Here is a 22,362-nt window from a genome sequence, read left to right on the forward strand (position 1 = left end):
TCAGCTGTCACCAGCTTCGCCGTGCGACCACGTGTTGGGCAGCATCGGCATCGTGGGCCCGCTTCCGAAACCATCATCGGTAAGCGTAGCCAATCCGGCGGCCCGTTCACCGCTCTTCGAGACTGTGCCGGAGAATCCCAGTGGCCCGGCACCGCGATCCGATGCCGCTGCCGGTGCGATCCACTCGGGGTCGACTCCGACGTTCATGTCGGCGAATTCGTCGGCCTGGTCTCGTTGGCCGGCGCGACGGCGGCGACGGGTCGGCTTCTTGGCCGCGGCAGCGACGGCGGCTGCGGCGGCCTCGGGTGCCTTCGACGCGCCGCGTGACGTCGGCTCCTGCGTCTTGGCCTTGACGCTCATCCATCCACCGATCGTCGGACCGCCCACGATGTACGGCGGCGTGAAACCCGGACCGGCTGCCGGCGGCGCCGGAGCGGACGGCGGTGGCGGTGCGGCCGGAGCGCCGGCCCCGGCCGGTGTGGGCGTCGGAGCCGGGGCGGTGGGTGCCACCGACGACGCCAGGACAGCCGGCGCAGGCGCGGTTATCGGGAACACCGCGGGCGGCACGACAGATTCAACGGGCAGCACCGGTATTACCGGCGGCGGCAATGCGGCCAGCCCTGCCAGGCCGGCGCCCGCTCCGGCGAGCGGCGCGAGCGCCGGAACCGCCAAGGCAAACACCGCTGGGTTCGAGGACAGCGTCGACACGACTTCCAAAATATGCGTAGGGAAGTCAAACAGTTCGAAACTGATCAAATATTGAAATGCCGCAATGGGATTGGTCTGTAACAGCGTTCCGAACTGCTGAACATCCTCGGTCAGTTCGAGCGCTCGCACAACGTAGAAAATGGGCTGGCTCGCATCGGAGTAATAGTCGTACTCAAATCCGTTCACCGTGCCCTCGCCCGGGCTCCAGTTGATCCCGAAGTTCTGCAGATACTGTGCCAGTGCCTGATCGAATGCGTTGTTGATCATCGGGTCGTGCGCCAACGGGCCGTCGCCGATGCCGAACTGATTCAAGAACTGGCGCAGCCAGTCCGGGAGACCCAGCGGGTTGTCGCCGCCGTCGTCGCCGCTGTCGGCCGGCTGCGCGGCGTTCGATTTCACGATCGGCGGCGCGGCATCGGTGGCCGGCGTCGCTGCGACTGCGGTGTCGGCGACAGCCTGATATGCGGTCATGGTGGTGGCAGCCTGCACCCACATCCGTGCATAGTCGGCCTCGTTCACCGCGATCGGAATCGTATTGATTCCAAAGAAGTTCGTTGCCTGCAGCACACCATGCACGACGTGGTTGGTGGCCAACTCGGGCACGGTCGGCATGGCCGCCAATGCGGCCGTGTATGCCGCGGCCGCGGTCTCGTGCTGGGAGGCCGCCGCGGCGCTGTCGACGCCAGCCTTGAGCAGCCACGCCAGGTACGGCAGGTATGCCGCCGCAAACTCCTCCGCGCTCGGCCCCTCCCAGGCTCCCGCCTGCACCTCGGCCAGAACCGAGCTGAGTTCGTCTGCCACCGAGGCGTATTCGGCACTCAGGGCATTCCATGCGCCGGCCGCCTCGAGCAGTGAACTGGGCCCGGGGCCGCTGCTCAACAGCGTGGAGTGCACCTCGGGCGGCGCTGCCATGTAGATGGGCGCCGTCACCATCAGCCCCAGGCGCCGTAAGACGCGGCCGCGGCGGCATCGCCCGCGGTGTACGCAGCACCCGACTCGGCGACTCCGACACCGGAACGGCCGAGCTCCTCCGCCCCCTGTGCGGCCATCGCCGCATGCTGTCCGCCACGCAGGCTGAAGCCGGCCGCGGTCTGCAGCGACACCGGGTCTGCAGCCGCCGGCAGCACGGCGGTGATCAGCGGCGCCGAAGAAGCCTGCGCCGACGCCAGCCGCGCTGTCAGGGCTTCGATACGTGCGCTCGCAGCCATAAGACCTTCTGGTACGACGCGCAGTGTCATGAATCCCCCCGGGAAGCAATGATGAACATGATTTTCATTAACAGTTGTAGCACACAGAAGGGGGATTGGAAACTCAAAGAATTCGGCCGAGCGACTCGTCGGTCAGCACCGGAGAGGTCAGGTGCGGGACGCCAGGTGGCGATAGCCGGGCGAGGCGAATCGCGCGGCCGCTTCCCGGATCTCGTCGGTCATCGGTCTCTGCTCCGCGACGTCGGGCGTGAAGAGCTGTCCATCAGTGGTTTTCGAGTAAAGCTTGGATTGCTCCGTCATGCGCTCGATGACGTTGGCGTCGATCTGAATGCCGAAGTGCGGCGCCACCTGTTGCCACACCGCCGCCGGCAGATCGGCATAGTCGACGCAGACCCGCCGAGCGGCGCCGACACCGGCTGAATGCAGCATCGCGCCCAACGCCCGTGCCGCGAACTCGGCTCGCGTCATGGTCGACGCCGCCGCCGGATCGATACCGAAGTGCGCGGCGGTCCGCGACGGCGCCTCGCCACCGAGCCAGTCCGGCGGCGCGGACAGCAGCGACGCGATCACCTCGGCGGGGTCGCGCTGAACCCAGACCCACGGGGTGTCCGGGAAGGCCGCGGTCAGAATCTCCTGTCGCAGGATGTTCCAACTGGTGCATTTGAGCACCAACTGCCGTTCGTCGTCGTGGCGCCGTCGGCCCAGTGCGCGCACCAGAAGCCGGACCACCCGGACCAATGTGGCGCCGTCCACGCTCCGGGGATCGAGGCCGAGCAGTGCGTTCAGCGGCGACGGTTCGGCGACGACGACGACGCCGGGACAGGCGGCAAGCAGTCGTGACACCAGAGTCGACCCGCAGCGCGAGACGTGAAAGACGATGCCCGACGGTTCAAGTGAGGGCTCGCCGTCGAGGGCAAGGAGCGCATCAAGTCCCGTTCGGACCAGCGGCTGCGCTCGCGGTCCGGTGGCCCAGCGGGCGACACTCTGGTCGAAGAACGGATCCGAGAAGCGCTCGGCCGAGAGATCTGCCCAGTCGACGATCGGAGTGCGGCCGGACAGATCGATCCTGACCGGTGTCCAGCGAGCAAGGTCAGCGATCTCCATCAATGGTCCGGCAGCCGGATCAGAAAGCCCTGCATGATCAGCCTTCGAGCAAGTTCGACTCGTTGCGCCGGCGAGAGCCCCGGAAGCTCGTCAACGCGAAACGGCACAGTGCTTTTCGCCAGGAATCGAAGGGCGGCCTCGTGGTCGGGGTCGGCGCTCACCTCGGACTGGGCGAATTGCAAGGTGACGCCACCGGGTTTCGCGATCACGCGCGCATACAGCGGCTGGTTTTTCACCACCGGGGTCCGATCGTCGATCGCGACAGCGTCGGAGATGCCGGCTCCCAGCGGCGCGCACTGCCCTCGCTTGACGAGGTCGCCCTCTAGCGAATCCAGCCCGGCCGCAACGGCTCCCGGCTGTCCGATACAGTCGGCGATCTCGCGTGCGAGGTCCCCGAGTCCCGAGCGCACGTCCGGGTCGGACAGAAATCGCGGCGGGAGCTGCGCATGGATACGGTCGTCGAAGTTGTTCAGTGCGTTCAGCATTCGGGTGGCGAGCACGAAAAGCGTGGGCGCATGCAGGCCGATCGTCAGGTGCACTGAGAGCTCCGATGTGGATTCGGCGGCATGCACGCGCCCGCGGGGCACGTACAGCACATCGCCGGTCTCCAATCGGACGTCGACCGGGTCGGGCAGCTCAGCGGCCACAACCGGCTGGTGACGCCACATCTCGTGCGGCGCAACATCTACCCCGTCGTAGAGGTGCCAGATCTTGGATCCCTGGAGTTGCACGACCAGCGCGTCGTGGTCGTCGTAATGGGCGACGAAGCCCTGCGACTGTGGCGGAGTGAAGTAGGCGTTGACCTGAGTCGCGAAATTCAGCTCGGCTTCGATGGACTGCGCCAGCACACCGATCGCGCGGGCGTACCGCTGAACACTGTCCAGGACAATGGTGAAGCCGTCGGCGAAGTCCCGGCCGATCGCCGCCACGTCGAACCCGCCGTCGCCGAGCCGGTAGAGGTACTGGTCTTTTCGTTCATTCTGGCGGACCAGGCTGACCAGAGACAGGTGCGGTCGAAACAAGGCCAACGCGTCGTCGACCGAGACCGCGCCTTCGAGCAGGCTGTCCAGGTAACCGGGCCCGCGCCCGCTCACGTGATGGTGAACAGCGCCCCACTTCTCGCCGAGAAAATCGTCGACGTCGAGCGGGCGAAGCAGCCACGCCAACGACGGCTCGGCCTCAACGCCCGTAAAGCGTTGCTGCATCAGCCTGTTCGACGTGCGGGCTCGTCCCGCCCGCTAGCCAACTCCATAAGTGCGAGAGCGTACCTGCCGCGCCGCGGCGGCACCGCGAGTGCGGCGCATTGGGGCTGGGCCTGTCAGTCCTCCGAGGACCAGGTGTTGGGCAACATGGGCATCCTCGGACCACCGCCGAACGCATCCTCGGTCAGCGTCGCGAGGCCGCCGGCCTTCTCACTCCCCCTGGCCGACGTTCCGGAGAATCCCAGCGGACCCGCGCCGGAATCGGAGACCTCCGAGCGCCCACTCCAGTCCGGTGTCACGTCGACATTCATGTCCATGAATTCGTGGGCGTGCGAGACCAGCCGCGCACGTTGGCGTCGTCGCCCCCGGGTCTTGTCCTTGGCGCCGGCGGCTACGGCAGCCGCAGCCGCGGGTGCTTTGGAGCCACCCTGCGACGTCGGCTGCTGAGTCTTGGCCTTCGCGCTGAGCGCTGACGCCAGCGAAGCGCCACCCACCGCGTAAGGGGGCGAGAAGCCCGGCCCCGGGCCTGGAGGCGTACCACCGGAAGCACTGATCGTGCTGGGCGCGGGAGCGCTCGACGCCGCCGGAGCATGACCGCCGCTGGTGCCGATCGAGCCGGCCGACGACCCCGACGGCATCGGACTGGCCGGCGTGGAAGTGATCGGCGCGGGCGCCATGTCGGCGATCGGCGCGACCGGCGGGTTCGGGATTGCGGCCAGACCCGCGAGCCCGGCCAGCCCACCGAATCCGGCCAGGGCGGTCGCCGGAACCGCGACCGCCAGCAACAGCGGTGCCGCTTGCAGTAACGGGTAGAACAACACCGAGGCGTGAAAGACGCCCCACCCGAGCGCACCGGCGAGGGCCGGCGTCATACCGGGGATCTGTTGCAGTGCTGAGCTGAGCCCGGAGGCGAACGACACCGCGTCGATGGGCCAGCCGTCCGGGTAGAGCAATTTGCCGAGCGGCCAGGTCACTTGCTGGGTGAAGTTGCTGATCAGCTGCGCCAGCTGATCCTGCCAGGCGGTGTCCGCGGCAGCCGCGGCCGCGGCCTGTTGCGGTGCCGCGACAGCTTGCGTTGTCGCGGAACCGCTTTCGCCGCCGGAGGTCAGAATCGGCGGCGCGGGCTCGCTCGGCGGCACCGCGGCCAGAGCGGCTCCGGCGACGGCTTGGTAAGCGCTCATCGTGGTGGCGGCCTGCACCCACATGCGTACGTAGTCGGCCTCGTTCACCGCGATCGGAATCGTGTTGATGCCGAAGAAGTTCGTCGCCGTCAGCACCCCGTGGACGACGTGGTTGGTGGCCAGCTCCGGCAGGGTCGGCATAGCCGCCAGCGCGCCGGTGTAGGCCGCGGCGGCGGTCTCGTGCTGCGTGGCGGCGGCGGCGCTGTCGGCGCTGGCCTGCGTCAACCACGCCAGATAGGGAGCGTGCGCGGCAACGTACTGCTCAGCGCTGGGCCCCTGCCACGCGCCCGACTGCACCCCCGCGAGCACCGTGGTCAGTTCGTCGGCGGTCTCGGCGTACTCCGTGCTCAACGCCGACCAGGCCCCGGCGGCGGTCAGCAGTGAGCCCGGACCAGGTCCGCTGGACAGCAACGTCGAATGCACTTCGGGGGGCAGGGCCATCCAGATCGGCGCCGTCACGACGCGCTACCGAAACTATGCGTGCAGTCCGCCTGCGATGAGGTCACGAGGGCATTGAAAACTACGACGCGTCGTAGTCGCAAGACCCCGTCGGGGTATGGGGTATTCGCAGGTCCGGGACCTCGCGCTGAGCGTCAGACCCGCAGCAGCGTCGGAAGCGCCAGCGCCGAGTCGAGCGCCAGCGCGCAGAAGACGACGGCGAGATAATTGTTCGACTGTAAGAACAGCCGCAGCGGTTTGACCGGCTCGCCGCGGCGTACGCCGGCGTACAGCTGGTGGGCCATCGTCAGGAACCACACACCCGCCACGACGGCCACCGCTGTGTACAACCAGCCGGCGGCCAGCGCGAGCCCCAGCGTCGCGATCACGGTCAGCCACGTGTACACCAGGATCTGCTTGGTGACCTGACGTTCCGTCGCGACCGCGGGCAGCATCGGAACGCCCGCCGCCTGGTAGTCCTCCTTGTAACGCATCGCCAGCGCCCAGGTGTGCGGCGGCGTCCAGAAGAAGATGATGGCGAACATGACCAGCGCCGGCCACGCGATCGTCCCGGTGACCGCCGACCAGGCGATCATCACCGGCATGCAGCCCGCCGCGCCGCCCCACACCACGTTCTGCGACGTCCGTCGCTTCAGTAGCAACGTGTAGATGAAGACGTAGAACGCGATCGTGCCCATCGCGAGCAGACCCGACAGCAAATTGGTCGTCCACCAGAGCCAGGCGAAGGACGCCGCACTGAGCACCAGGCCGAACACCAGCGCGTGCGCCCTCGGCACCGCGGCCCGGGCCAGCGGACGTCGTGCGGTGCGCTTCATCATCTTGTCGATGTCCGCGTCGGCCACACAGTTCAACGTGTTGGCCCCGCCGGCAGCCAGCATCCCACCGACGAGCGTGTTGAAGATTAGCAACGGCTGGACGCTGCCGCGGTGCGCGAGCAGCATGGCTGGAATCGCGGTGACCAGCAACAGCTCGATGACTCGCGGCTTGGTGAGCGCCAAATAAGCCAGCACCACGGTGCTGACTCGGCTCGGCGCAACGCGCTCGCGAATGCTCACGCAAGGACTCCTCGGATCACAGCAGCGCGCAGCTTCTACTACGCACGATGGTAGACGGGCCGACTTGCTCAGCATGCACCGCAGTAGCCATTTGCAGCCAATCGGCAGACGTCGCGGCGCAACGCACTGTTGACGGCGCATTAATAGTCGAGAAGTGCATCGGGCTTTGACGCGCCCGCAACGTTACGGCACTAGGGTAATGGGGAACCTTGTGCCGAGTATCAATCTGCCGACTGCCGACCCCGAGGACCTCAGTTCGTGACCACACTCGAAGACATTTCGTCCCTGACCGAATCGCATCACCCCGACGACTGGACCGAACTCGATTCGGCTGCGGTCGACACCGTCCGGGTACTGGCCGCCGACGCGGTGCAGAAGGTGGGTAACGGCCATCCCGGTACCGCGATGAGCCTTGCTCCCCTGGCGTACACCCTGTTCCAGCGCACGATGCGGCACGACCCGAGCGACGTCCACTGGCTGGGCCGCGACCGGTTCGTGCTGTCCTGCGGGCACAGCAGCCTGACGCTGTACATCCAGCTGTATCTGGGTGGGTTCGGGCTGGAGCTGTCCGACATCGAGGCGCTCCGTACGTGGGGATCCAAGACCCCCGGGCACCCGGAGTTCCGGCACACCGACGGCGTCGAAATCACCACCGGGCCGCTCGGCCAGGGTCTGGCCTCGGCCGTCGGCTTCGCGATGGCCGCGCGCTACGAGCGCGGGCTGTTCGACCCGGACGCCCCCGAGGGCACCAGCCCGTTCGACCACTACATCTACGTGATCGCCTCGGACGGCGACATGGAAGAAGGCGTGACCTCGGAGGCGTCGTCGCTGGCCGGGGTGCAGCAGCTGGGCAATCTGATCGTGTTCTACGACCACAACGAGATCTCGATCGAAGACGACACCAACATCGCGCTGTCCGAGGACACCGCCGCCCGCTACGAGTCCTACGGCTGGCACGTCCAACGCATCGAGGGTGGCGAGAACGTCGTCGACATCGAAGAGGCCATCGCGAAGGCCAAGGCGGTCACCGACAAGCCGTCGTTCATCTCGCTGCGAACCATCATCGGCTACCCCGCCCCGAAGTTGATGAACACCGGCAAGGCGCACGGCGCCGCACTCGGTGACGAAGAGATCGCGGCGGTCAAGGAGATCCTCGGCTTCGACCCGGAGAAGACATTCGAGGTCCGCGACGAGGTCATCGAGCACACCCGCGAGTTGGTACACCGCGGCAAAGAAGCTCACGACAACTGGAACGTCGCCTTCGAAGCGTGGGCCGAACGGGAGCCGGAGCGCAAGAAGCTGCTGGATCGGCTGACCGCCGAAGAATTGCCTGACGGCTGGGACTCCGACATCCCGCACTGGGAGCCCGGCGACAAGGACCTCGCCACCCGCGCGGCCTCGGGCAAGGTGCTGAATGCGGTCGGCCCGAAGCTTCCTGAACTGTGGGGCGGCTCGGCCGACTTGGCCGGCAGCAACAACACCACCATGGACGACGTGAAGTCCTTTGGCCCACCGTCGATTTCGACGAAGGACTACACCGCGGACTGGTACGGCCGCACACTGCACTTCGGCATTCGCGAGCACGCCATGGGTGCGATCCTGTCCGGCATCGTGCTGCATGGACCGACCCGTGCCTACGGCGGCACATTCCTGCAGTTCTCCGATTACATGCGTCCGGCGGTCCGATTGGCCGCACTGATGGACATCGACACGATCTACGTGTGGACGCACGATTCGATCGGCCTCGGTGAGGACGGTCCGACCCACCAGCCCATCGAGCATCTCGCGGCGCTGCGCGCGATTCCACATCTGTCGGTGGTGCGCCCCGCGGACGCGAACGAGACGGCGTACGCGTGGCGGTCGGTGCTGGCCCGCGGTAACGGCAGCGGACCGGTCGGACTGATCCTGACCCGCCAGGGCGTGCCGATCCTCGAAGGCACGAATTTCGAGGGTGTGGAGAAGGGCGGATACATCCTCGGCGATGCCGGTGGCGACGCGCCCGACGTGGTGTTGATCGCCACCGGATCCGAGGTCCAGCTGGCTGTCGAGGCGCAGAAGCTGTTGGCGGAGAAGGACATTGCGGCGCGGGTGATCTCGATGCCGTGCGTCGAGTGGTTCGAGTCGCAGTCCGAGGAATACCGCAACAGTGTGCTGCCGCCTTCGGTGTCGGCCCGGGTCGCGGTCGAGGCCGGCGTCGCGCAGAGTTGGCACAAGCTGGTCGGCGACACCGGCGAGATTGTTTCGCTGGAGCACTACGGGGAATCCGCCGACTACAAGACCCTGTTTCGCGAATTCGGCTTCACAGCGGAAGCCGTTGTCGACGCCGCCGAACGAACCATAGACAACTAAGCGAAGGGAAAGTCTGATGACGCAGAACCCCAACCTCGCCGCTTTGAGCTCCGCGGGCGTATCGGTCTGGCTGGACGACCTGTCCCGCCAGCGGTTGCAGTCCGGCAACCTGCAGGAGTTGATCGACACCAAGAGCGTCGTAGGGGTCACCACCAACCCGTCGATCTTCCAGAAGGCGTTGGCCGACGGCGATTCCTACGATGGCCAGATCGCCGAGTTGGCTGAACGTGGCGCGGACGTGGATGCCACCATCCGCACGGTCACCACAGACGATGTCCGCAACGCCTGCGACGTGTTGACCCCGCAGTGGGAGGCCTCCGACGGTGTCGATGGCCGGGTTTCAATCGAGGTCGATCCCCGACTGGCGCACGATGCCGACAAGACCGCCAAGCAAGCCATCGAGCTGTGGAAAATCGTCGACCGGCCCAATCTGTTCATCAAGATCCCAGCGACCGAGAAGGGCCTTCCCGCCATCACCGCGACACTGGCCGAGGGTATTTCGGTCAACGTGACTCTGATTTTCTCGGTCGAGCGTCACCGGGCCGTCATCGATGCGTATCTGGAGGGGCTGGAAAAGGCCAAAGAGGCCGGGCACGACCTGTCCAAGATTCATTCAGTCGCTTCGTTCTTCGTCTCCCGGGTGGACACCGAGATCGACAAGCGCCTGGAGAAGATCGGGTCCCCGGAGGCCTTGGAGCTCCGCGGTAAGGCCGCCGTGGCCAACGCCCGACTGGCCTACGCGGCCTACCAGGAGTACTTCGTCGGCGGCGACCGCTTCGCGGCACTCGAAGCCGACGGGGCCCGCGTCCAGCGGCCCCTGTGGGCATCGACCGGCGTGAAGAACCCCGACTATTCCGACACGCTCTACGTCACCGAACTGGTCGCGCCGAACACGGTGAACACCATGCCGGAGAAGACGATTGACGCGGTCGCCGACCACGGCGAAGTGTCCGGGGACACTGTCACCGGGACGGCAGCGGCCGCCCAGGAAGTGTTCGACAAGCTCGACGGAATCGGCATCGACCTGACCGACGTGTTCCTGGTTCTGGAAAACGAAGGCGTAGAGAAGTTCGAGGAGTCCTGGAGTGAGCTGCTGGAGGAGACTCAGAAGCAGCTCGAATCCTCTGACAAATGAGTCGCGCCGGCGACCGGGCCGGCTCCGGGCATTGGCAAAACCCGTTGCGGGACAAGTGCGATAAGCGCCTGCCCCGGATCGCGCCCCCTTGCGCGGTAGTCATTTTCGGCGTGACGGGCGACTTGGCCCGCAAGAAAGTGGTTCCGGCCATCTACGACCTGGCCAACCGCGGACTGCTGGCGCCGAACTTCGCACTGGTGGGATTCGCGCGCCGCGATTGGGACCACGAGGCCTTCGCCGAGGAGGTCCTGCAGTCGGTCAAAGACCATGCCCGTACTCCTTTCCGCCAGGCCATTTGGGATCGACTGGCCGAAGGGTGTCGGTTCGTGCGAGGCACTTTCGACGACGAAGCCGCCTTCAGCCGGTTGGCGGAGACCTTGGACAAGCTCGACGCCGAACGGGGTATCGGCGGTAATCATGCGTTCTACTACGCGATCCCGCCGAAGAGCTTCCCGACCGTATGCGAGCAACTGGCCCAGGCGGGACTGGCCAAAGCGCAACCGAACAGCTGGAGCCGCGTCGTCATCGAGAAGCCGTTCGGTCACGATCTGGACAGCGCCCGCGAGCTCAACGCTGTGGTCAACGGCGTGTTTCCCGAAGAAGCAGTCTTCCGGATCGACCACTACCTGGGCAAAGAGACGGTCCAGAACATTCTTGCGCTGCGCTTCGCGAACCAGCTTTTCGACCCGATCTGGAATGCGCACTACGTGGACCACGTCCAGATCACCATGGCCGAAGACATCGGCCTGGGCGGCCGCGGCGGCTACTACGACGGAATCGGCGCCGCCCGCGACGTCATCCAGAACCATCTGATGCAGCTGCTGGCGCTGACCGCGATGGAAGAGCCGGTCAGCTTCGACCCCGCCGAGTTGCAGACCGAGAAGATCAAGGTGCTTTCCGCCGTTCAGTTGGCGGAACCGTTGGAGCAGAACACCTCTCGCGGCCAGTATGCCGCCGGCTGGCAAGGTGGCGAGCACGTGGTCGGGCTGCTGGACGAGGAAGGTTTCTCCCGGGATTCGACCACCGAGACCTTTGCCGCCATCACTTTAGAGGTCGACACCCGACGCTGGGCTGGTGTGCCCTTCTATCTGCGCACCGGAAAGCGCCTGGGTCGCAGGGTGACCGAGATCGCGCTGGTGTTCAAGAAGGCACCGCATCTTCCGTTCGACGCGACGATGACCGACGAGTTGGGTGCCAACGCCTTGGTGATCCGGGTTCAGCCAGACGAAGGCGTCACGTTGCGGTTCGGCTCGAAGGTGCCGAGCGAGATGGCGGTACGCGACGTCAATATGGACTTCTCCTACGGCTCCGCGTTCGCCGAGGACTCCCCCGAGGCCTACGAGCGGTTGATCCTGGATGTGCTGCTCGGCGAGCCCTCGCTGTTCCCGGTGAACGCTGAGGTCGAATTGGCTTGGAAGATCCTCGATCCCGCCCTCGACCATTGGGCTGAGCACGGCAAACCAGACCCGTATGAGGCTGGCACCTGGGGTCCGGCGTCCGCCTTCGAGATGCTCCGGCGCAGCGGCCGGGAATGGCGACGACCGTGACGGCCGGCGGCGACGATGCAGAGCTCAGCGATGAGGAGGAGCGGCGCTTGTGAGAGTGGATCTTCCCGACACCAGCACCACCGAAATCAACAAAAAGCTCAACGGACTTCGTGAGAAGACCGGCGCGATCACGCTGAGCCGGGTGCTGACGCTGGTGATCGCCCCGGATACCGATGCGCTTCTGGAGGAATCGATTACGGCCGCCAACGTGGCCAGCCACGAGCATCCCAGTCGAGTCATCGTGGTGATGACCGGTGACCCCGATTCCGCCGATGCCCGGCTGGACGCCGAGCTGAGGGTCGGTGGCGAGGATGCCGTCGGCGAAGTGGTGGTGCTGCGACTGTCGGGGCCGCTGGCCGGGCACAACAGCAGCGTGGTCGTTCCTTTTCTGTTGCCCGACATTCCGGTGGTGGCCTGGTGGCCCGACATCGCACCTGCCGTTCCGGCGCAAGATCCGTTGGGGCAGTTGGCTATTCGCCGTATCACCGACGCGACCAACGGCGCCGATCCGCTGTCGGCGATCAAGAGCAGACTGCCTGGGTATACCGCCGGTGACACCGACCTGGCGTGGAGCCGCATCACCTATTGGCGTGCGCTCCTTGCCTCGGCGATCGACCAGCCCCCACACGAGCCGATCACCTCGGCCGTGGTGTCCGGTCTCGCAACCGAACCGGCACTGGACATCCTCGCGGGATGGCTTGCCAGCCGCATCGAAGGGCCGGTGCGTCGGGTGACGGGCGAACTCAAGGTCGTACTCGAGCGGCCCTCCGAGACCGTGGTGCTGCGGCGACCGCAACAAGGCGTGACCGCGACGCTGAGCCGGACGGGCAAGCCGGACGCGCTGGTCCCGCTGCAGCGACGAAATGTCCCCGAGTGCCTTGCCGAAGATCTACGGCGGTTGGATGCCGACACGATCTACTGCGCGGCGCTCGAAGGTATCGACCGGGTGGAGTACGTATGAGCATCTCTGTGAACACATTCGCCGACAGCGACGCACTGGTGGCCGCTGCGGGCGAGCGATTGATCGGTGTCGTCGACGCCGCGATCGCCGCACGTGGCAAAGCGCTGCTCGTGCTCACCGGCGGCGGAAACGGGAACAAGCTGATGAGCTTCCTGGCCGAGCATTCGCAACGGATCGACTGGGCCAAGGTTCATCTCTTCTGGGGTGACGACCGCTACGTCGCCGAGGACGACGACGAGCGCAACGACAAGCAGGCCCGCGAGGCGCTGCTGGATCAGGTCGACATCCCCGCGCGCAACATCCATGCGATGCCGGCCGCCGACGGTGAGTTCGGCGACGACCTGGCCGCGGCCGCCCTGGCCTACGAGCAGATCCTCGCCGCCAACGCCGAGCCTGGCGATCCCGCGCCGAACTTCGACATCCACCTGCTCGGCGTCGGGCCCGAAGGCCACATCAATTCGCTGTTTCCCGACACTCCGGCCGTGCGCGAGACCACCCGGTTGGTGGTCGACGTCGAAGACTCCCCGAAGCCGCCACCGCTGCGAATCACACTGACACTGCCTGCAATTCAGCGCTCACGTGAGGTCTGGCTGCTGGTGTCGGGCGCCGAGAAAGCCGAGGCCGTCGCTGCCGCGGTCGGTGGTGCAGAGCCGGTGTCGATCCCGGCTGCCGGCGCCGTCGGCACCGAACACACCGTGTGGTTCCTGGACGAAGACGCCGCAAGCGAGCTGCCCGCTTAGTCCCACCACCGCTCGCTCTGCGCATCGGCGTAGCCCTGCATATATTCGTCTCGCAGCACTTCGGCCGTGTCGTCGCCTGCCGAAAGCAGAGCAAATGCCGGGCACGGGCTGGAATGGCAGATTCGCTGTTGCACGTTGACTTGGACTCCGAATTGTCGCTCGCGGTTCCCTGATAGACCTTGTCGCGGGCAATCTCGGGTGCAGCATTCCAATCCGAAAATGTAGGAAAATCCCTTATTTAAGCCACCCTCTGAACAGACATAGGCTTCCCGGACATTGAGAAGTGCGTTCGTCGATTCGTCGGAAATGCGCTGAGAAAATGCCGGGAGACAAACAGTGAAGATACGAGCAGCGTTGCTGTCTGCATTGGTGGCCGCCACGGCGTGTCTTTTCGGCATCCGAATCGCGATGCCCACCGCGGTCGCCGATTCGTTGCCCAATGGCTACAGCATCACGTGCACTCCCAACGGTCAGGACGCCATATGCAACGTCTCCGGCTGCCCGCGCGTGAAGGCCGATGAGGCGGGTGACGTCATTCACCTCGGGGCACCGGGCTACGCGCAAACCGAGCTCAGTAAGGGATGCAATAGCGCCGCGACCTTCACTCTTCACGGTCCCCTCAAAGGGCCGCAGCTCGTCCAAATCCAGGGCTGCCGCAAGCACTCCCCTGCTTCGGATGATTGCGGCGCTTGGTCCAACTACACCTACAACCCGCCCGCCCCGGCGGCTGCGGCGCCGCCATCAGGTCAGCTGCCCGTGAGGTGCAGTGGCGGACCGGACGCCGGAAAACTGCTGCCGCCGGGCTCGACGTGCGGCGTAGCGGCAGCAGCTCCGACGAAGTGCCCGATTGGGTCGATAACTGACACCGTTACGGCTGGGCAGCAATGCGTTCCACCCCACGGCCTTGCCATGAACATCTCACGGAATGGTCTGAATGCGAACGTGGCGATCTCCAACAACTCCGGCCTGCCTGCCAAATGCAGCTACACCGCCACCAAAAGCGGCGGATTCGGACCGCAAGAGGTCGACAGGAGCCTCGACATCGCCGCCCACGGCAAGGGTTCGATCACCGACATGTTGTGGCCACCACTGGGCACCAGCTACAACGCCGTGGTGACGTGCACCGTCAACTATGACGGCAAGCAGACCTCGATCGGTCAGGTCAGCCAGACCGTCAAGGGTTGACGATCGGCCCGACCCACTCCCCTAAGTCGCCCCGCCCGCCATAATGAGCGCCATGGCAGATAAAAGCGCCGGTGAACGCCCAGCGCGGCAGCGGATCAAGACGCTCACCCAGGCGGCGATGAACGCCGACGTCACCGTCAACCAGCTCGAAGACGTGCTGGGCGGCCTGGGCGACACGTTGGGCGACTTGAACACCTCGCTGTCGAATTTGAACAACGCCGTGGACCGCCTGGACGACGGGCTCGACCACTTCGAGGCCACTCTGGGCCGGATCGACGACTTGATGAAGCGGCTGGTGACGCTGGTCGCGCCCGTCGAGGCGATCGTCGAACGCATCGACTACATGGTCGGCGTCGGTGAGACGGTGATGTCACCGCTGTCGGTCACCGAGCACGCATTCCGCAACGCGTTCAATGCTTTACGCAATCGCGGTGGCCGCTAGAGCGTGACGGATTTCCGACCGGTTCCCGAACCGCCGTTCGCCGCGGGCACCGGGTTACCGTGGGACGTCTCCCTCGCCGATGCCGTCGCGGCGATCGCGGCGGCCCGCGAAGAGCACGGCGACACGTTCGCGGTGCGCAGCGGTGACGATCAGTACCTGTTCACCTTCTCCCCCACCGGCGTCGATTCGTTCTACGGACTGCCCGAGGAGAAAGCCAGCAAGGGTGTGGCGGACTACTTGATGCTGCGTCGCAAGCTGCCGGACGAAATCTTCGAAGGCCGCCGCGTGCTGCCCGGGACGCTGTTTCGCCGCGACGACGTCGCCGGTTACCTGGCCAACCTGGAGCGGGCGCTGGATGCGACGGTCGACGAACTGGGCTCGTCGGGTTCCACGGACGTCTTCGCCATGACCCGTCGACTGGGCCACCGGATGGGGCTGGCTTCCTGGGCGGGTTCCGGGTCGGCCCGCGGCGACGCCTTCGAGCAGCTGGTACGGGCGTTCGACACCCTGGACGGATCGGACGCTTTCGTCCACCCTGACGCGATGGCGGCGGTCGCCGCGTCCGGGAAACGAGCCGAGCGTGCGGCCCTCGACGAGGTCGTCGAGATCATCACACCCGCCGTAGACCGCCACCGCGGTGATGACGGGTTGTTCGGCCGCGTTGTCGACGAGTGGCGTACCGAGAAGGGCGACAAGCGAATTCGCGGTATCGCACTCGACGTGGCGCTGATCCACATCGCATCGATGTCGAATCTGGCCGCCGCGCTGGGGTGGGCGCTGGTGGATCTGCTCGAACATCCACAGCAACTGGCTCTGGTCGGCGGCGGCAACGCGGATCTCGCGCAGCGGTGCGCGCTGGAGTCGACCCGGCTGGCTCAGCGGTCGATCATGTCGCGCAGCGTGCTGTCGCCGGTCACTCTCGACACCGGCGAGGTGAGTTACGATGTGCCGCCCGGCTGGACGATCGCGACACTGCTGCCGCTACTCAACGCCTCGGTCGCGCCGGGACTCGAGCACTGGGACCCGGACCGCTGGACAAGGCATCGCCTGACCGACGAGAAGGCGCTACCGTCCCCGATGATGGTGACGGCGTTCGGGCACGGCCGGCATTCGTGTCCGGCGCAACCCTTTTCGCTCTCGGCCATGACAGCCACGATGACGCGGTTGTTCGGCCGCTACCGAATGACGCCGCAGTGGAGCACTCACCCGCGACCAGTCCCGGCCCAGATCGGCGGCGTGGCGCGGGCCGATGAGCCGTGCATGATCAGCTACGCCGAGGTGTGACGCGTCACCGCTGAATCGGCAACTTCAGGTAGGGCGCCCGCCGCGCCGTGGCGGTTGCTGCTCTAGCCGCTGTTGCGTAACGCGCTGGCCAGGCCGTTCATCGTCAGCAGAATCCCGCGCTGAACCAGCTCGTCGTCCTCGCCGGAGCGGTATCGCCGCAGTAGCTCGACCTGCAGATGATTGAGCGGCTCCAGGTACGGAAAGCGGTTGAACACCGAGCGGGCCAGCGAGGCGTTGTCGGCGAGCAGGTTGTCCTGGCCGGTGATCAGCTTGTGCGCGTTGATACTTCGCTGATGCTCGGCCGCGATCATGTCGAACACGCGCCGGCGTAGCGATTCGTCGTCGACGAGTTCCGCGTAACGCGCGGCCAGTCCCAGGTCGGTCTTGGCGAGCACCTGCGCCATGTTCGACAGCACGGTCTGGAAGAACGGCCAGCGCTCGTAAAGCTCACGCAGCGTCTCCAGCCGCCCCTCGTCGCCGGCAAGCCATTCCTCGATCGCGGTACCGGTGCCGTACCAGCCCGGCAGCATGACCCTCGACTGGCTCCAGGCCATCACCCAGGGGATTGCGCGTAGGTCGGAGATGGACGACGTCTGCTTGCGCGACGTGGGCCGGCTGCCGACGTTGAGCGAACCGATCTCGCTGACCGGAGTGGATTGCAGGAAGTAGTCCACGAAACCGTCTGTCTCATGGACCAACTCGGAGTAGGCACGCTGCGCGCGGTCGGCGAGCTCGTCGAGGATCTCGTAGGCCGGCCCGGCGGCATCGCCGAGACCTTCGACGTCGAGCAGGGTGGATTCCAAGGTGGCGGCCAGCAGCGTCTCCAGATTGCGCTGTGCCATCATCGGCTCGGCGTACTTGGCGGCGATCACCTCACCCTGCTCGGTCAGCCGCAGCGCGCCGTTCACGGCACCTGGCGGCTGCGCGAGGATGGCCTGATAGCTCGGCCCCCCGCCACGGCCTACGGTTCCGCCGCGACCGTGGAAGAGCCGCAACCGGATGCCGGTCTTGCGGGCCGATTCAACAAGATCGAGCTCGGCCCGGTACAGCGCCCAGTTCGCAGTGAGGTAGCCGCCGTCCTTGTTCGAGTCGGAGTAGCCAAGCATCACCTCTTGGCTGTAGTCACGACTCTTGACGATGCGTTGATACACCGGAAGGTCAAGTGCCGCTTCGAGAATCGATGCGCCGCGCTGCAGGTCGTCGATCGTCTCGAAAAGCGGGACGATACCCACCGGACAGTGCGGCTGGTCCTCCGAGGCGTCGAGAAGTCCGCACTCCTTCAGCAGGAGTCCCGCTTCGAGCAGGTCGGAGACGGAACGACACATCGAGATGATGTAGTTGGGCACCGCGGACGGACCGTAAGCCTCGATCGCATTCGCGGCGGCCGAGACGATGGAGAGTTCCTTGCGAGCCAGGTCCGACAGCTGCGTTCGGTCGCCGATCAACGGGCGGCGGGTGCTCAGCTCCTCGGCCAAGATGTTGACGCGTTCGTCTTCGCTCAGCGACGCGTAGTCGGGGTGCACGCCGGCCCACGCCAGCAGCTCGGCCACCACCTCTTCGTGCACATCGGAGTTCTGCCGCATGTCCAAGCCCGAAAGGTGAAAACCGAAGACGTGCAATGCTTCTCGCAACCGTGCCAGCCGGTCGTCAGCGAGCAGCCTGCTGCCGTGCGCCCGCAGCGAAGCGTCGACGGTGTCCAGATCGGCCAGCATCTCCCCCGGCGACGTGTACGGCTCCAAGCCGAGGTCGAGCAGATTGTCCGGCTCCTGGTCCAGGATCCGCCCGGCGGTGGCGGTGAGCCGGGCGTGAATGACGCGCAACGCGCGGCGGTAGGGCTCGTCGCCGCGGGCCGGCTCTTCGCACTGCTCGGCCAACGCGGTCAGGTTGTCTGTGACGGCCACCAGGCGCGCCGACATCGACAGCTCCTGTTCCAGCGCGCTCAGCTCGGCGAAGTAGTGGTTCAGTGCTGTGTAGGCCGCGCTGCCGGTGGCCAGACGCACCACGTCGGCGGTGACGTTGGGGTTGCCGTCACGGTCGCCGCCGATCCAGGATCCGGGCCGCACGATCGGTTCGGGCAACAGGTCGGCGTCGGGCCAGCGACTGCGCAGCGCGTCGCGGACTCCCGCATTGACCTTCGGCACGACATCGAAAAACGCTGCCTGGTAATACCGCAACCCGACCGCGATCTCGTCGGAGATCTGCAGTCGCGACAACCGCACCAACGCCGTCTGCCAGAGCATCAACACCTGGCGGCGCAGTTCGGTCTCGACGTCGCCGCCGTCGTCGGTGTCGGTGCGGCCCTGGGCGTGCAGTCGCATCAACTGGGTGATGCGGTGCTGGGTGTCGAATACCGTGCGGCGGCGGGTTTCGGTGGGATGTGCGGTGATCACCGGTGACACCAGCGCCCCGGTCAGAGCCTCGGCGACGGTCGCGGTATCGAGTTCCGCCGCATCGAGTTTCACATACGTGGCGGCCAGGCTGCTGTCCTGCGGCGGCTTACCGTCGGCGACGTGGATGGCACGACGGCGTTCGCGGTGGATGTCCTCGGCGACGTTGGCCAGCAGGGCGAAGTGACTGAATGCCCGGATCACCGGGAGAGCCTGCCGAATGTTGATGCCGTCGAACATCTCCGCGACCTCGGCGCGCTCGATCTCCGACCGCCGCACCCGGAACGACGCAACACGGGCCCGCTCGACCAGGTCGAAGACGTCATCGCCGTTCTGCTCGCGAACTGTGTCGCCGAGGATGGACCCGAGCAGGCGAATGTCCTCCCGCATCGGCTCGGTCGCGTCGCGACCGATCTGGGTGCGTTGAACCGCACCGAAGGGCTCTAGCGAGTCAGGTGCGTCAGCCATGCCTACCAGTATCAGGGTGGTTGGCTGTCTTCGCCTTTCGTGGCGTCAGGCGTTGTACTTGATCCGCAGCGCCACACCGACGATGGCGACCAGCCAGATGCCGACCACGAACAACGTCAGCCGGTCGAGGTTCTTCTCCACCACCGTCGACCCGGACAGGCTGGACTGCACACCGCCGCCGAACAGCGTGGACAGGCCGCCACCCTTGGCGCGGTGCAACAGCACCAGCAGGACCACCAGGATGCTGGTGATCACCAGGGTGATCTGCAAAGCCAATTCCATGGCAGGGAGCTTACCGGCCCGCCAAAGCTACGGAATATACGGGCTGAAGTAGGTCGTGCCGATGCTGCCGCTGTAGTCCAGATACACCTGGTGGTTCAAGAACGGGATGACGCCACTGTTGATGTAGGTCCCCGAGACGACGTAGGGGCCGTTGGAGACCAGCTCGGGCGTGCCGTCGTTGCTGATGTCGAACTGGCCGGTCGTGTAGCTGTACAGCTGTTCGCCCTCGGAGTTCGTGACCGAGATCAGCACACCGTCGGGTAGCTGCTCGCCCAGGCTGGAGCCTGGCGCCAAGGCCGACGGGATCGTCCCGAACACTCCGCCGGAGTCCAGGTTGACGCTGAGGGTCCGCGTGACGCCGTTGGCGGATTCGATGACTGTGCTGATCGGCGCCCCGTCGGTGGACACCCATCCCGTCGTGTCGTAGTCCCCGATGATCAGCTGGTTGTTCGGAATGTCGATCAGCACGCCGTCGTAGTCGGCGAACGGGGTGACGGTGGGGCCGTAGTCGTTGTATCCGACGCCGAGGATGCCGTCGACGTTGTTGCCCGCGAGGAAATTCTGGAAGGCGTCGTTGGTGAACAGGCTCGCGAAGTTGCCCGGCGCGTACGAGTAGACCTCGATGTTGACCGGACCGTCGGTCGGGAACAGGATTTCGCCACCGTCACCGTTCAGGTAGTTCACCGACACGCTGTCGTAGGTCAGGTAGAGGTAGCTGACGCCACCGCTGTAGCCGCTGACGCCGAAGCTGGAGGGCAGGCCCAAGTTGAACAGGCTCTGGAGCTGTTCGGAGTAGTCGTCGCCCAGCAGCGTCGACGGGACCACCAATCCGCCCGAACCGGTGTCGACCAACAGCGGCACCGAATCACCGCCGTCGATCGAGGCGTAGACCGCCGGTTCGGTGCCGATCAGCACTTCCATCGGGATCGGCGGCGGCGCTGCGGCCGCGTCGGCTGCCGGCAGAGCGCTGGACGCAGCGGCAGCGAAAGCGGAGTCCGTCGACGGCCACAGGAAGTCGAACGCGTTCAGGCTGTCGAGCAGCTCGTCGGCCCAGCTGGTGAAGTCGACGGCGAAGGCGGGGTCCAACACCGCGATCGAGTCGGTCAGCGAGGAGATGATCGGGTCGAAAAGGTCATCGAGGTCAGCCTGCGCCGGGGCCGCCGAGCTGGTGGCGAGTGCCGCCGCGACGATGACACCGCCGGTGCCGACGCCGACCCCGGACAATGCACGACGCCATGCCGTGCCCGTGTGCTGCGTACCGCGCCGACGTGTCATGGCAACCCCCGAGTTGCGGACGGGACGGCCCAGCCGTCACCCTAAACGTTTCCTGTGTTCTTATCAGGTCGCGTTAAGGTAACTGCTAGTTCGTTGCCAGACAACCCGAAGGCATATGAAACTCACACCTCCGCGTGGGCCGTCTCCGCTATGACGTCAGCGGACCGAAGAAGGTCTTGTCGTTCGCGTAGTCGAGGTAGACACCGTGCTGCAGGAAGGGCACGACACCGCTGTCGATTCCGGTACCGGAGATGACGGTCGGGGCCGAGCTGACAAGCTGCGGAGTGCCGGTATCGCTGATGTCGAACGAGTTCGTCGTGGTGTAGCTGTAGAGCAGATCGTGGTTCAGGTTGTAGACCGATATCTCGGTCCCGTTCGGAACAGTGCCGCCGGTCAGCAGGCTCGACGGGATGGTGCCGAAGACGCCACCTGAGTCGATGTTGTTGCTCACCGCGACCTGGGTGCCGCCGTTGACCGACTCGAGAACGTTGCTCACCGGGTCACCGCTCGTGGAAACCGCATCGGGAATCGGGTTTCCGCCGCCGACGACCAGCTCGCCACCGGGGATGTTGACGTATACGCCGCCGTAGTCCAGGAACGGGGTGGTGGTCGGTCCGGCGGTGTTCTCGCCGATGCCCAGGATTCCGCTGACCTCGTTACCACTGAGGAATTCTTGGAACGCGTCGTTGGTGAAGTAGCTACCGAAGTCGCTGGGGTTCCAGGAATAGATCTCGATGTTGACCGGCCCGTCGGTGCTGAGGCCACCGTCGTAGTCGACCGGCACGTTGTTGTAGGTCAGGTACAGATAGTCCACCCCGCCGCTGTAGCCGCTTTCGCTGATACCGGTAGGCAGCCCGAGGCCGAACAGCGCCTCCAGCTGGGATGAGTACGTGGAACCGAGATCGGTGAAGGGTAGGACGAGGCCACTCGAGCCGGTGTCGACCAGCAGCGGCACCGAACTGCTGCTGCCGTCGATAGCGGCGTTGACCGTCGGCTCAGTGCCTTCCAGGACCGTGATCGGAATCGTGCCGCCAACGAGCGAGGCAGCCGGCTCGGCCGCCGCACCGACAGCGGCTGCCGCGGCCGCGTCGGTCGAGGGCAGCGCCAGGTCGAAGGTCGAGTTCAAGCTGGCTAGGAGGCTGTCGGACCAGCTGGTCAGGTCGAGCGCGGCCGCCGGGTCAATCGCCGTCAGCGAAGTCAACAGCGGCTGGAGAATCGGGTCCAGCAAGTCGTCGAAGTCGGCCCGCGCGGGTGCCGCCGATCCGGTCGCCAGGGCCGCCGCGGCGAAGAACACGCTCGCGCTCGTTCCGAGCAGTCCGAGACCTGCGAAGACCTTCGTCTTACCGCTACGACCAGCCATAAACTGCTTCCCCCGAAGACGTGGCGCTGC

19 protein-coding genes are annotated in these 22,362 nt (G+C 65.9%); 8 read left to right on the forward strand and 11 right to left on the reverse strand.

What is annotated here, in order from left to right; translation table 11 throughout:
- The 6 genes from ACZYW1_RS01140 to ACZYW1_RS01165 all read right to left on the reverse strand — a co-directional run bounded on the left by ACZYW1_RS01140 (position 1) and on the right by ACZYW1_RS01165 (position 6,917).
- Positions 1-1,638: a PPE domain-containing protein gene (locus ACZYW1_RS01140; RefSeq protein WP_463787624.1), complete on the reverse strand. Its 1,638-nt coding sequence runs from the start codon at positions 1,636-1,638 to the stop codon at positions 1-3.
- Positions 1,639-1,640: 2 nt separating this feature from the next.
- Positions 1,641-1,946: a PE family protein gene (locus ACZYW1_RS01145; RefSeq protein WP_463782568.1), complete on the reverse strand. Its 306-nt coding sequence runs from the start codon at positions 1,944-1,946 to the stop codon at positions 1,641-1,643.
- A 117-nt stretch (positions 1,947-2,063) separates the two neighbouring features.
- Positions 2,064-3,020, reverse strand: coding sequence for a hypothetical protein (locus tag ACZYW1_RS01150; protein ID WP_463782571.1), 957 nt, complete (start codon positions 3,018-3,020; stop codon positions 2,064-2,066).
- Positions 3,020-4,225, reverse strand: a complete 1,206-nt coding sequence (locus tag ACZYW1_RS01155; RefSeq protein WP_463782575.1) for a JmjC domain-containing protein — start codon at positions 4,223-4,225, stop codon at positions 3,020-3,022. Before ACZYW1_RS01155 ends, ACZYW1_RS01150 begins: the two co-directional genes overlap by 1 nt.
- Positions 4,226-4,338: 113 nt before the next feature.
- Positions 4,339-5,862, reverse strand: a complete 1,524-nt coding sequence (locus tag ACZYW1_RS01160) for a PPE domain-containing protein (RefSeq protein WP_463782576.1) — start codon at positions 5,860-5,862, stop codon at positions 4,339-4,341.
- Between the two features lie 134 nt (positions 5,863-5,996).
- Positions 5,997-6,917, reverse strand: a complete 921-nt coding sequence (locus tag ACZYW1_RS01165) for a heme o synthase (protein WP_463782578.1) — start codon at positions 6,915-6,917, stop codon at positions 5,997-5,999.
- 258 nt (positions 6,918-7,175) lie between these two features.
- Here ACZYW1_RS01165 and tkt point away from each other — a divergent pair, with 258 nt between their 5' ends.
- The 5 genes from tkt to pgl are packed head-to-tail and all read left to right on the forward strand — an operon-like array spanning position 7,176 to position 13,649.
- Positions 7,176-9,266, forward strand: a complete 2,091-nt coding sequence (gene tkt, locus ACZYW1_RS01170; RefSeq protein WP_463782580.1) for a transketolase — start codon at positions 7,176-7,178, stop codon at positions 9,264-9,266.
- 13 nt (positions 9,267-9,279) lie between these two features.
- Positions 9,280-10,401, forward strand: a complete 1,122-nt coding sequence (gene tal / locus ACZYW1_RS01175) for a transaldolase (RefSeq protein WP_463787625.1) — start codon at positions 9,280-9,282, stop codon at positions 10,399-10,401.
- Positions 10,398-11,948: a glucose-6-phosphate dehydrogenase gene (zwf, locus tag ACZYW1_RS01180; protein WP_463782581.1), complete on the forward strand. Its 1,551-nt coding sequence runs from the start codon at positions 10,398-10,400 to the stop codon at positions 11,946-11,948. The genes tal and zwf overlap by 4 nt, the downstream gene beginning before the upstream one ends.
- Positions 11,949-11,997: 49 nt before the next feature.
- A complete protein-coding gene (gene opcA, locus ACZYW1_RS01185) occupies positions 11,998-12,909 on the forward strand; it encodes a glucose-6-phosphate dehydrogenase assembly protein OpcA (RefSeq protein ID WP_463782583.1) in 912 nt (303 codons plus the stop codon).
- The gene (pgl, locus tag ACZYW1_RS01190) at positions 12,906-13,649 is read left to right on the forward strand and encodes a 6-phosphogluconolactonase (protein WP_463782584.1); all 744 of its coding nucleotides are present in this window, start codon (positions 12,906-12,908) and stop codon (positions 13,647-13,649) included. Before opcA ends, pgl begins: the two co-directional genes overlap by 4 nt.
- On the opposite strand, the gene ACZYW1_RS01195 is transcribed toward pgl, so the two are convergent.
- Entirely contained in the window at positions 13,646-14,089 is a 444-nt protein-coding gene (locus ACZYW1_RS01195; RefSeq protein ID WP_463782585.1) for a hypothetical protein, read from the reverse strand. The two genes, pgl and ACZYW1_RS01195, sit on opposite strands and share 4 nt — an antisense overlap.
- A gap of 469 nt (positions 14,090-14,558) precedes the next feature.
- Here ACZYW1_RS01195 and ACZYW1_RS01200 point away from each other — a divergent pair, with 469 nt between their 5' ends.
- The 3 genes from ACZYW1_RS01200 to ACZYW1_RS01210 are packed head-to-tail and all read left to right on the forward strand — an operon-like array spanning position 14,559 to position 16,560.
- Positions 14,559-14,834 (forward strand): hypothetical protein, encoded by a 276-nt coding sequence (locus ACZYW1_RS01200; RefSeq protein ID WP_463782587.1) that lies wholly within the window; start codon positions 14,559-14,561, stop codon positions 14,832-14,834.
- Positions 14,835-14,877: 43 nt separating this feature from the next.
- Positions 14,878-15,276: an ATPase gene (locus tag ACZYW1_RS01205; RefSeq protein ID WP_463782589.1), complete on the forward strand. Its 399-nt coding sequence runs from the start codon at positions 14,878-14,880 to the stop codon at positions 15,274-15,276.
- Between the two features lie 3 nt (positions 15,277-15,279).
- Positions 15,280-16,560, forward strand: coding sequence for a cytochrome P450 (locus ACZYW1_RS01210; protein ID WP_463782591.1), 1,281 nt, complete (start codon positions 15,280-15,282; stop codon positions 16,558-16,560).
- A 62-nt stretch (positions 16,561-16,622) separates the two neighbouring features.
- Here the strand turns inward: ACZYW1_RS01210 and ppc are convergent, their stop codons facing one another.
- The 4 genes from ppc to ACZYW1_RS01230 form a co-directional block, all read right to left on the reverse strand.
- Positions 16,623-19,415, reverse strand: coding sequence for a phosphoenolpyruvate carboxylase (ppc, locus tag ACZYW1_RS01215; RefSeq protein WP_463782593.1), 2,793 nt, complete (start codon positions 19,413-19,415; stop codon positions 16,623-16,625).
- Positions 19,416-19,460: 45 nt separating this feature from the next.
- Complete coding sequence (secG, locus tag ACZYW1_RS01220; RefSeq protein ID WP_293004483.1) at positions 19,461-19,697, reverse strand: preprotein translocase subunit SecG; 237 nt, start codon at positions 19,695-19,697, stop codon at positions 19,461-19,463.
- A gap of 27 nt (positions 19,698-19,724) precedes the next feature.
- On the reverse strand, positions 19,725-20,972 hold the full coding sequence (locus tag ACZYW1_RS01225) for a PecA family PE domain-processing aspartic protease (RefSeq protein WP_463782595.1): 1,248 nt from the start codon (positions 20,970-20,972) through the stop codon (positions 19,725-19,727).
- Between the two features lie 148 nt (positions 20,973-21,120).
- Positions 21,121-22,332: a PecA family PE domain-processing aspartic protease gene (locus ACZYW1_RS01230; protein WP_463782597.1), complete on the reverse strand. Its 1,212-nt coding sequence runs from the start codon at positions 22,330-22,332 to the stop codon at positions 21,121-21,123.
- Between the last annotated feature and the right edge of the window lie 30 nt (positions 22,333-22,362).

Source organism: Mycobacterium sp. IDUB_36 (genome assembly GCF_055419225.1).

What these genes read in the sequence shown, in the direction of transcription:
- ACZYW1_RS01200 (WP_463782587.1), top strand. Translation starts at nt 14,559, where the DNA reads ATGAACATCTCACGGAATGGTCTGAATGCGAACGTGGCGATCTCCAAC.
- ACZYW1_RS01155 (WP_463782575.1), bottom strand. Translation starts at nt 4,225, where the DNA reads ATGCAGCAACGCTTTACGGGCGTTGAGGCCGAGCCGTCGTTGGCGTGG.
- ACZYW1_RS01150 (WP_463782571.1), bottom strand. Translation starts at nt 3,020, where the DNA reads ATGGAGATCGCTGACCTTGCTCGCTGGACACCGGTCAGGATCGATCTG.
- ACZYW1_RS01145 (WP_463782568.1), bottom strand. Translation starts at nt 1,946, where the DNA reads ATGACACTGCGCGTCGTACCAGAAGGTCTTATGGCTGCGAGCGCACGT.
- secG (WP_293004483.1), bottom strand. Translation starts at nt 19,697, where the DNA reads ATGGAATTGGCTTTGCAGATCACCCTGGTGATCACCAGCATCCTGGTG.
- ACZYW1_RS01205 (WP_463782589.1), top strand. Translation starts at nt 14,878, where the DNA reads ATGAGCGCCATGGCAGATAAAAGCGCCGGTGAACGCCCAGCGCGGCAG.
- ppc (WP_463782593.1), bottom strand. Translation starts at nt 19,415, where the DNA reads ATGGCTGACGCACCTGACTCGCTAGAGCCCTTCGGTGCGGTTCAACGC.
- ACZYW1_RS01225 (WP_463782595.1), bottom strand. Translation starts at nt 20,972, where the DNA reads ATGACACGTCGGCGCGGTACGCAGCACACGGGCACGGCATGGCGTCGT.
- pgl (WP_463782584.1), top strand. Translation starts at nt 12,906, where the DNA reads ATGAGCATCTCTGTGAACACATTCGCCGACAGCGACGCACTGGTGGCC.
- ACZYW1_RS01230 (WP_463782597.1), bottom strand. Translation starts at nt 22,332, where the DNA reads ATGGCTGGTCGTAGCGGTAAGACGAAGGTCTTCGCAGGTCTCGGACTG.
- zwf (WP_463782581.1), top strand. Translation starts at nt 10,398, where the DNA reads ATGAGTCGCGCCGGCGACCGGGCCGGCTCCGGGCATTGGCAAAACCCG.